Genomic DNA, 10,509 nt, shown 5'->3' with positions numbered 1-10,509 from the left:
TCTGTGTCACTCGGCGTCTCCTTCCAGCGTGGCGGAGGCTTCGGCTGACCTCGATGCATCAGAGGCCAATCGTGCTACCTCATTCCATTCACCGAGCACGGTCTGCATAGCGAGAGAGACGCTGTCGACTGCAGTGCTGCCCGTTCGCGCGTCAGCCCTCCTGAGTGCAGCTTCCAGCCACGATTCGCTCTCGGAGAGCAAGAAATGGATGTCCTGGATGGCCGTTCCGCGGTCCTGTGCTGCAGCAGCTATGCGAGCGGCCTGTCGGGCTCGGTCAGTCCGGTTTTCATCCGATGCTCGGCCGAGGTCGTCTTCCAGTTCGGACACCGCGGTCCATTCGACCTGCCTGCCCCGCTCAAGGAGCGACTCGAAGCGGAGTGTTTGGTCCGTTCCGAGTGGCATCAGCCCGCCGACCTCCTGGGCCGTGGTGAGGGCGCCCTCGATCGCGGTGAGCGTGTGTGCGCTGTTGGTGCCGCGAGGGTGCCGCTGCCGGATCTCCGCCAACTGGTTCTCAAGCAGGTTCAGTTGCTCGTCCACCAGGACAGACAGAGTGGAGAAGCCGGTGACCGCCTTCTGCACCCACGATGGGACCTGTGTCCTGTCGAGCGTCCATTCCCACTGAGATGTCGTCCGCTTGAGCAGCGGCAACATGCGGGCAGCGTCAATCATCCGCACGGCCCCGGTCACGCCCTGCGCGACACCTACGGCTTCCCTGAGCCGCTCAACGAGAACAGGACGCGCATCCAGGTGACGCTTCAAGATGTCGTTCCACTGCTTTGTCCTCAACGCAACGTCCGCCCGCTCCCATCCCTGACCTTCGTCCAGGACAGCGGTGAGTAGCGCGGCGGCTTCCATCCCCGGGTACGCCTGGCCGGCGAGCATCGCGCCGAGTAGAGAAGCACGTAGGCCAAGTACCAACTGCTCGTCGGAGATCTCCAGGTGACGTTGAACGCGTGACGTGAGGGCTGGCGCGTACTGTTCGGCGTAGGTTGCGAGACGCCGGATGTCCTGGCTTCTGACCTGTCCCTTGCCCGACTCGGCGCACAGCAGACTTTCGAAGAAGTAGCTGTCCTTGGCTGTGCGTCCGAAGCGGATGGGCGCGTCAGCAGCGCCGGCCAGGCGCTCGTCCGCCCCAGCTACTGAAACCACTGTTGCGTTATTGGGCCAAGCCCCTCCTACTCCTACCATCACTCGCTTGCCTTGCTCGTGCATCAGCGGTGATTCCCAGCGGTATCGCTGCAGCACGGCCGTCGCGATGATAGTGCGGACGTTAAGTGCGGTGGAATTGTCTAGGACTTCTTCGTCGGTAAGCCAAACATTGACCGTTTCCAGCTTCTTCTTGAGAGATCGAGGAATGTTGTCCGTCTCGGAAGCAGGCTCGGTTTCCCTGTCGAGGGATTCGTCGTGATGCCTCTGCGTCGAAGGTGGACGTGCCCCTGTCGGGATCCGCCGCGATTGGCCGTCCAAGGGAGGAAGAGAGAATGCTTCCAGGATCGTGCCATCGATCGTATTGGCGTCCGCGGGAGCATCTCCCCAAAACAAAAGAAGGGACTTTCGTCGCTCAGGTTCGACGCGATCATTCTCGTCAATGAAGGCATGCGCCTCTCGGCTCAACACTTTATCGATGTCAGCCCTCGAGAACCGGCGTCGAAATTCAGAGTCTGGGAATTCACCTCGCCGGATGGATTCGGCGTGATCGATCAGCAACGGTCGTACGACACTGCCGAGAACGGTTCGAGGAACGAAAGACCATGGCTTCTTCGGGTCTGCGGTTGAGTGGACGGTTCTGACGAGAGCAGACGAGTTAAAGGGATACAGGCCGTACCCTTCTGGCGTGACACCGAAGGCGTCGTGGCATCGTTCCTGGAGAGGACAACCTTCACACGCGTTGGGTGTTTCGCCGTCGCGAGCGCGCTCCAGCGCGTCCCGGCCTACGCGAGCTGCGTTGAGATAGCGTCCGACGAACGAAGAGATTTCCTGGCTTCCGGTGTCGGTCGCACTGAAGGGGACATCCAGGTTGTAGACGTACCCAGCGGTGGCCCGGATTCGGGTGAGCGCCGTCTCCGGAATCTGTTCCAGGTAGCCCGGCGTGACAGCCATGAGCGTGCGGATGGGGGCGAGCGACGTACTTCCGTCCCGATTTGCTGCCTCGATCACAGCGTCCAAGAGATCTTGCTGGACTCCCTGAATGAGAGCAAAGTCCTCGATGAGGAGGATGATTTCCTTTCCGCGTCGCTGATACTCCTCGCGGACTTGCATCATCGCGTCCAAGAGGCGCCCCGCGCCAAGGTTGGCCGCATTCTTAACCGCAGATTCCAAGTGCTTGTTGAGTAGGTCCACGGCGGTGGCCTGGAGGTCGTCTCGCGTGGCGATCTGGTTAAGCAGGCGAGCGACCATATCTGAAGCGGCGTTGTCGTAGTCGACATCCAAGGGCAAGTCTTCAAAAGTGAAGGTCTCAGGACGCTCGTCCTGCCCACTGCGGCGATCCCTGAGAAGCTGAGCCGCAAGCCGCGGAACAAATTTTCCTTCCGACAACATGTGCTGTCGAATGAACGGGTCGTGCAGCATCGCTGCCAGCCTCCCTGGGCCGGCAAGTACCCGTCCTGGCCCCGGGATATCCTTCGGCACTGTCGCGGATAGAAGCTCACTCAATTCATTGAGGATGCGACGGCCGAGCGACTCTTGATCGATGTCGGCAGTGAACCTGTCGACATCTTCCTTGAGTTGCGCTAGTTCGCTGCTGTCCGCCTTGGCGATGAGAGCCTTGACCACGGCCTTGAGGCTGGTCATGGAGCGTTCGAGGTAGATGACCTCGTGGGTGTCCGAATCTGGAACGAACGTTGGGATATTCTCGCGCGCCCATCGGATTAGATGGGACTTACCGGATCCTGAGTCTCCCAGGACCAGCATGAGGAGGGCGCCTGAGTCGGACTTCTTGGTGAGGAAGTCGTTGACTACAGACCGTTCATTGATCAGATCGCCGATCGGCTGCACCTGCTTGTCCTCTGAGACCAAGGCACGCTTGATGCGCAAAGGTGCATGCGTGGCAAGGAAGACGGACCGGTGGGGGCTGATGGCCTCGGTGTTGATCGTTGCAGATGCGGTCGGCGGGTCCCAGCAGAGCATGCCGCGGAAGTCAGCCATTGATGACCTCCAGGATGGTGATGGCACTGACCGGTCGCGCAGATGACCTGTCCGGGTCGTGAACCTGGAGCACGTGCTGTGCGTCATCGTCGTGCTCAAGGCGCAACCACTTCTCGTCTTCGCCACGCAGCAGCGCGAAGGAGAGAGCCGCGCCGGCCGTAGTGTCACCTGGAGAACGGAGTCCCACAGCCCGTGAGTGTGCGCCGCCCGGCAGCACGGGAAGCCTCTCACGAAGGATTCGCAGCACTTCTACAGCGTTCATCCTCACCTCGGTCTGCTGTAGTTCGGCCGCCGTTTGTCGGACCGCAGTCGTGCAATCGGGTACAAGTCTGTTTGCGCTTCCTTCGACTTGGAAGAGCGGGGGTGCGGCCAACCCCAAAGCGGGGGCCCAGTAGTTGAAGTGGTTCCACCGAGTTTCGTTGGAGAATACGGGACCTGCCTCCGGCCGCAACGCTTCTCGCTGGTCGTTCTGCACCCTGTACCAGTCCATCGGATCTGTCGGATCCAGCGAGAGCAGCCAGGCCAGTGCGCGGGTAAGGTCGCGAGGTCCGGTCTGGTCGGCAGAATCGCCGAGCGAAGTGTTCTTGGCCTGATCGAGAACCGCCTGGCGGAGTACGGAGTTGAACGCGGATACGTCCTGCCCGTCAAGTGTCGTAGCGGCACCAGCCAGAGAGAGCTGCTGATCTTCGCCCCCGATCCGAATCAGGCCCAACTCGTCGAGAGTGCTGATTGCCTTGTCGAACGGCGGCTTGTCCTTCGTCTTCTCGCCGCGAATTGACGGCGGGGACAGCAGAGAACGTGCCTCCTCCAACGGGACTGCCTTCTCCAAATAGGCGAGCAACCGCACGACTGCCCATGCTTGAGTGGGCAAGGCTGCGCCGCGGGGATTTAGGAGCGTCATCAGATTTCCTCCAAGGCGCGGAAGACCGGAAGCTTGGCGCGGTGGATATCGATCAGCGGATCGTTGGTCCGATCCGGGTGTCGAGTGTGGCGTGGGTGAAGGAGGTACGTGATGTCCTCTGAACTGAACCGTGCTGCGGTGTCATAGTCCAGTGAGGGCGAGTCGTCCAGGATCCACACCACAGGGCCAGCCCATGACTTCAGCAACTCGGCATCCTCATCGAACACAACAGGGTATGTACGGGCTGCCTTACGGAGTACATCCCGGCACCGTGTCGTAACACCAGGGCCGCCTACGACGGCGATCCCACGGCGCACCAGTCGCTCCAGGAGGCGGGGTACATGGAGACGTTGCTCCTGCTCGCCCTCCCACCACAGGCTCAAGCAGGACAGACCGTCACGGTAGCGGGCCAGTGGATCGTTGGGAGGAGGTACTGGGAAGCGCAACCACGGACGAGGCTCCCCGGCGAGCCTGTAGAAGCCGGACTTGTCTGGGCGCCCGGTCGCCCTACAGTTCGGGCAACCACGGCAGGTGACACGGGTAGGCAGGGAAGTTCGGCCTCGTCGCAGGCGGTAGTACTCCCCGAGTACGTCACCGATGCACTGACTTCCACCGAGTGCCTCTTCCAGACCCGTGAGGGATTCCTTCTGGTGATCCAGAAGCTTCTGTCGCTCTGCCTCGAAGCGAGATATGAATCGCTCCGCAGTGTTGACTTGAGGGTCTTTGATGGTGACTTCAGCCCGTGTCCCCACATTTTTCCTGAACTCGTCTACACGCTCTGCCCATACGGATTCGAGCTCTCCCTCTTCGCGTTGGGGCGGTTGAGGTACGTGGAGTTCGATCAGCTTGGCGCGAACCATAAGGTTGAGGACGCGAACGTTCCAGGACCTGTTGGTTTCGGAGTCCTCACTGACGTGGCTCGGGCGGGAGTCCAGGTCGAGACGATAGCGGCTACCGCCGAGTTGCTGTTCGCGCCGGAACATGGCGTCCCAACGTTTCCGCGCCTTTTCAGAGGTGATGACCGGTTCGCTGCCGAGAGTCTCGGCGACGTCTCGGTCCCCGGGTGCCGTCACCATGTAGGCGACAGAGGGGTTTCCGTCTCGCCCACCACGGCCGATCTCTTGGTAGTACCGGTCAACGGTCTCGGGCAGGCAGGCGTGCAGCACTGTTCGCACGTCCGGCAGGTCGATACCTAGCCCGAATGCTGACGTGCCTACGACGACGTCAAAGCGGGTAGAGATTCTGCTGTTTTCTTCGGTAGATTTTCCCCCCCAGCCCTCAACGGCACCGCGACGGTCCTGGTCACTTGAGTCACCGGTCACTTGAGTTACGCGGCAAAACCCAGAGGCCCGAAGGCGCTCCCCCCATTCCTTTGCGTCTCTGACTGTGGAGACGTACAAGGCCAGGGGTTTAGGCAGGAGCGACACCGCCTCAAGAACCGAATCCTGCCGGTTTTGAAGCGTCTCAGATGCGCTGATGTAGTAGGTAGGTTCGTGGCGGAGTTGTGAAGCCCAGACGAGATGAGCTTCGTCTGGTCCGGCGAAGAGCTCTTCGAGCGTGCTGACCTGTTGCGTGGTGAGGGTGGCGCTCATGGCCACAGTGACGGGGGCCAGGCCGTCGGGAGCCTTGCTGAGCCAGGTGCGGCGGTGGCTGGACATTGTCTGGAATTCAGGTCGGAAGCCGTTGCCCCACTGCTCGACGAGATGAGCTTCGTCGATAACGAAATGCTTAAGCAGACCGACTTCCGCGGCGTCTTCGAGTGGCTTGCGCAGTCCCCTGACGAGTGCCTCGGGCGAAGTGAATACTAGGCGCTGCTGGCCGGTGCGGATGTCCTCGCGGAGTTGCCGCTTGACGTCTTCGGACAGACCACCGACGTATGCATAGCGCCCAGTGGGGCTTGAGCATCCCTGTGCTTCCATCAGCGGCCGGGTACGGCGCTCCATGTCGAGGGCAAGAACGACAGTGGGAACAACGACGACGGAGACGCCGGCGCTCCGGCTCGCCAGGATGGCGGGGGCCAGGATGACATCGGTCTTACCGTGGCCCGTGGGCAAGCAAACGATCACAGTGCTGCCCGGCTGCGCGAGCGCAACCGCGCGCGCGGCCTGCCGCTGCCCGATCGACAAGTACTGGTCGCGTGTGGCACCGAGGGCTTCCCTCCAGAATGGGTCAGCAGGGTAGGGCTCAAGGTGGCGACGGTGCTCCGCCTCTCGCCCAAGATGTACCTGTCGAAGATCCTCCCGAGCCACCGCTGCAGCGTCGCTCTCAGGCACAGGCGGATGCCACGGCTTTGCTGTGATGTACAAGCCGCGTTCGTTCGGCATCGCATCGCAGTGGACCTCGGGCCACTGCTCGTGAGTGGGCAGCAGAGGGTGGCTGGGCACGACGAGGCCTGTGTTGTTCCCGCGTGCCTGCGCCTCAAGCAGGACCTGGCGTAGGAGAGCCGCCACATCCCTCCATCCGGATGTTCCACTCTCCAGACCGGCGAGGGCGTCGCGGAGCCGCCGTAGCGTGCCCCGGATGTCGTCGTTCAACTGCGGGACCGAAGGCCAGGCACGAAGCAGTTCGCGGGCTCCTGTCCAGCTATCGACGTTCAGGTCACCTTGCGGGAGGAAGGCGTTGCGTGCGTCACGAGTCATGCCGGACTCTCCTGTAGCCGCTCTTCACGATGCACGTAGCCGCGACGAGCCTCACGTTCGGCCGCGTCAGCCCTTCGACGAGGGCGTCCGCGACGGATACGTCCAACAGGTAGCTCTCGGTGTCTCCCAGGAGGTGTCCGGCCGCCTGACGAGACTGGGCTTGGGCCTTGGCCACGGCGAGACGACGACGAGCCGACTGCTGGGCACGGGCGCAGTGGGCTGCAAGGTCCGTCACTCGCTCAAGTTCATCAAGGGCGACCCCGTTGGCCGACCTTGCTGCGGTCTCGTAGTAATTCCAGCCACCGAAGAGGTCGACCAGTTCACGGATCAGCTTGGAGTTGTAGTTGTGGTCCTTGCTGTTGTCGTACGGCTTTTCAAGCCACCTGAGGGTCTGTTCGTCGGTGACGGCTTTCGTGCTGCCTGCGGGAACCCACACCTTGAGCGTGAACGGTGGGAGGATCCGATCTGCCTGCCGCTGCAGTGCGGCGCGTGCCTTCTGCTCGTTGGCGACCAGGGCCAAGGCGTTTGTGACGTCGGCTTCCACCACGAGGTCGAAGCCGAAGTACGGCTCCAGTTCTCCCCGGTGGAGTGGATCAAGTCGCCAGAAGGCAGTGGCCTGACCGCGGTCGTCGGTGTAGATCACCGATGCCAGCATGTCGACCAGAGGATTGCCGATGCGGTACAGGCGCGTGCCTGGGGCGCGGAGCGCTGCGGCCCTAATGAACGCTGCTTCAGCGGCTTCAGCGGGCACCTTAGCTTTCAACGCCTGGTAGAGGTGGGGCGAGACCAGGGGCTGCGAAGCGAGGTTGAACTTGTGGCGCTCGCAGCCGCGTTCGATTCGGGTCCAGTGGCGCAGCTTGATGCCGGAGGATTCGTCGCCCGCATACATCAGGAGGGCGTCTTGGGTCTTGCGCCACGGCTGCTCGAACTTGCCGAGGTCAGCGGCGATGTCCGTCTCGTAAGTAGAGGACTCGTGGACGGATTCGAGCCTGTCGAATTTCGCGATGGCGGCCCGAGCGGCTCCGAGTTGGGCCAAGACCTCCTCGGCGGAGTTCGCCAGTCCTCCTGGTCCCTGCACGAGTGCTTTGGACCACACAGTCGAGAGGTTACCTGCGATGGGGTCCTGCAAGGTGGACACAGACTCGGTGAAGACCTGATAGCCGTCCTGCAGCAGGGTCAGCCAGGCGCCGTTGAACTCCTCGGTCTCGGCAAGAACGAACTGGTCGGCAGGGCCGTGTCCGGTCGCCTCGAAGTCGGGGTATCGGTCGATGCGGCCGAGACGCTGCTCAAGACGATTCGGCGACCAGGGAAGGCGCAGGTGCACTGCCGTGTCCGCGCTCTGCAGGTTCAGACCGTCGTCCGCTGAGTCGTCCACGACGAGAATGCGGGGCGGATTCTCGGTGCTCCTCGTAGCCCGAATGTCCTTCCTACGTGGCGCCCGCCACGCGTCTACGGCCTGGTTCGATGCCTCAGAGCCGGCACGCCGAGTGTGCTCGGCGATGGAGGTGCCGGGAAGGCGGCGGCTCAGTTCTGCCGTGAGCTCCGACGCGAGTGAACCGGGTCCCGCGAAGATCACGGTTCTGGCGGCCTTCGAGATCAGAGGCAGCAGTGCGTGAACGAGTTCGTCCGTCTCGTCCTTCAGACCACCCTGGTCAAGCATGGCTTCGAGCCGCTCCACGAGCGCGACCTCGTACGCGAACTGAGGCGGGGTTACTAGCAGTTCACGCTCCTGGTCCGTGAGGCCAGCGCGAGTTGCCGCCTGTGTGTCTCGGCGTACACGCCACCGCATCGCGTCGAGGAAGTCCGTTGAAGGGCCACCGAGTCGCGAGGTGAGGACGCCGAGGAGCAGACCGTACTCGGTCTGCCGATCATCGAGGCTCTCATCGAGGAGGTGATCCCACGTGTGCCGCTGCCAGGTGCGGAGGGTTTCCGAGGCCAAAGAGTGCAGCGATCCCTCGCCGAGGACTTGGGGGCGAGCCCGACCGCGGACTACGTAGGGGAGCAGATCGGATTCTTCGTCGTCTCGAAGGATGCGGGCTCGGCGATGCCGAATTACCCGACGATCCAGTCGATACGTCTCGCTGATGTGAGCGCGGAGCGCTTCCACACGCAGGGCGAGTTCGGGAGCGTCCGCGTCGTCGGCGAGTTCGTCGTATTCGTCGAGGAGATCGAGTACTTGGGGTGCCAAGGCCTCGAAGAGCGGGTCCTCGGGGATGACGTCCCTGATGCGGTCGATCGTGGATGGCAGGAGAGGAGGCAGCTTGTCATCGAGCCCGGAGACGCGGTCCGCGAGTATCTCGCGCAGCGCGTGACGGCCCTCGAACGCGTCCCGGTTCTCCCAGCCGTACAGGGCAGGGTCGAGCAGATGCAGAAGCGCGAGATGGGCTGTCGGGCCTGCCGTGACTGGAGTGGCCGACAGGAGAAGGAGCTTGGGCGCGGTGTGGGCCAGCGCGCAAAGTTCGCCGTATCTCGGGTCGTCGTTGTCCACGTCATGCACCAAGTCGTGGGCCTCGTCCACCACGACGAGTTCACTGTCGTGGTACTGGGCCCACTTCTCCGGCGTCTCGTGGGATGTAAACCGTACGCGGGCGTCTACGAAGTCGTCGATGAAGAACTTCTCGCACATCTCGCTTCGCCACTGGCGCCGCAAGACCTCGGGGGTAAGTACGGTCACCCGGGCGCGCGGGTTGTCGATCAAGGTCTGCCGGATGACGTAGCCAGCTTGGATGGTCTTGCCAAGTCCGACCTCATCGGCGAGAAGGTACCGCTGAACAGGGTCGGACAACACGGTCAGTGCGGCATGGATCTGATGGGGGTAGATCTCCACCGCGGACGACAGTAGGGCGGGGGTGCTGGCGCTGGCCGCGCGTTGGCCGACGAGGTTGTGAAGCAGGGGGAGCCGTGTGTTGTGGAAGTAGCCGGACTCGTTGCCACCCGATACCAGCACCTGGAGAGGGTCGCGCACTGGCTTGTCCCACCGGACGCGAAGCTCGGCCTCCGGCACTGGAAGATCAGCTTCCGTATTGGGGAAGTGCACGAAATACATGGGGCGTTGAGCCATTTGGACGCGTCCGGCCAGCCAGGCGCCCGTGTTCGGATTGCGCCAGAAGACGCGAGTCTCCCGCTGGAGTACGGCGTGCCGGCATGCAGTTGCTGGCACCGTGTGTGACTCGACTTCCGGCTCGGCGACAGACTCGAAGAAGTCGATGCGGAGAGTGTCACCGTTGACCGCTCCTACACGGCCGATTCCAGGCGCCCCTTTGAACTCGACAAGGTGCCCGACTGCGAAGCCCGAAGGCATCTTTCTACTCGCCCCCCACCTGCTGGTTTAACGACTGACATGAGCTTAGGGGCAGCCACTGACAACGCGATTGACGGAGTAATGCGAAAATTCGCATGCACATTCGAATACGGAGTGCCATTGCGCCGCCGGTGACGCAGAGTCGATGCGACATGAACCGCTAATCGTCGGAAAATGGTCATCCCGGTCACGGTTGCCAGGTGTGACGCGCCACAGAATATGACCGAAACGGAGCCCTGCCCGGAGGTTGCACGGCCCGACATGAGGTGCGCGCGTCACCACTGGCGTGCACAGTCGTGGGAAGTTGATCCGCCGCATGACCTGCGCCAGTTCACGCGAGGTGACTCCCTCGCTACTTCTTGGCGCCCAGACCTTCACGGCCCCGGAATACGCATATGCCTCCGGCAGTGCACTCAATCCCGGCCAGAGTCTCGACGTCTGGACTGGGCACTGGTGTCAGTGGTGTGGGTTGTACTGTCTGCGCGCTCACCCCGCCGTCCGTCCCCGGCGTGGCATCGGCGCAT

At 62.6% G+C, this 10,509-nt stretch carries 4 protein-coding genes; all 4 read right to left on the bottom strand.

Annotated elements, in window-relative coordinates; genetic code table 11:
* Positions 1-6: 6 nt before the first annotated feature.
* From dpdH to dpdE, 4 genes are read right to left on the bottom strand one after another with little or no spacing between them, the layout of a single operon-like run.
* On the bottom strand, positions 7-3,144 hold the full coding sequence (gene dpdH / locus GWK25_RS09800) for a protein DpdH (RefSeq protein WP_215449399.1): 3,138 nt from the start codon (positions 3,142-3,144) through the stop codon (positions 7-9).
* A complete protein-coding gene (gene dpdG / locus GWK25_RS09795; RefSeq protein ID WP_215449397.1) occupies positions 3,137-4,045 on the bottom strand; it encodes a protein DpdG in 909 nt (302 codons plus the stop codon). The genes dpdH and dpdG overlap by 8 nt, the downstream gene beginning before the upstream one ends.
* A complete protein-coding gene (gene dpdF / locus GWK25_RS09790) occupies positions 4,045-6,684 on the bottom strand; it encodes a protein DpdF (protein ID WP_215449395.1) in 2,640 nt (879 codons plus the stop codon). Before dpdF ends, dpdG begins: the two co-directional genes overlap by 1 nt.
* On the bottom strand, positions 6,674-9,985 hold the full coding sequence (dpdE, locus tag GWK25_RS09785) for a protein DpdE (RefSeq protein ID WP_215449393.1): 3,312 nt from the start codon (positions 9,983-9,985) through the stop codon (positions 6,674-6,676). The genes dpdF and dpdE overlap by 11 nt, the downstream gene beginning before the upstream one ends.
* Positions 9,986-10,509: the final 524 nt, after the last annotated feature.

The sequence above is a fragment of the Streptomyces sp. ATCC 21386 genome, from assembly GCF_018728545.1.
GTDB lineage: Bacteria > Actinomycetota > Actinomycetes > Streptomycetales > Streptomycetaceae > Streptomyces.
Note: the sequence above shows the minus strand (reverse complement) of the source record. Positions and strands in the feature narration are given on the sequence as shown.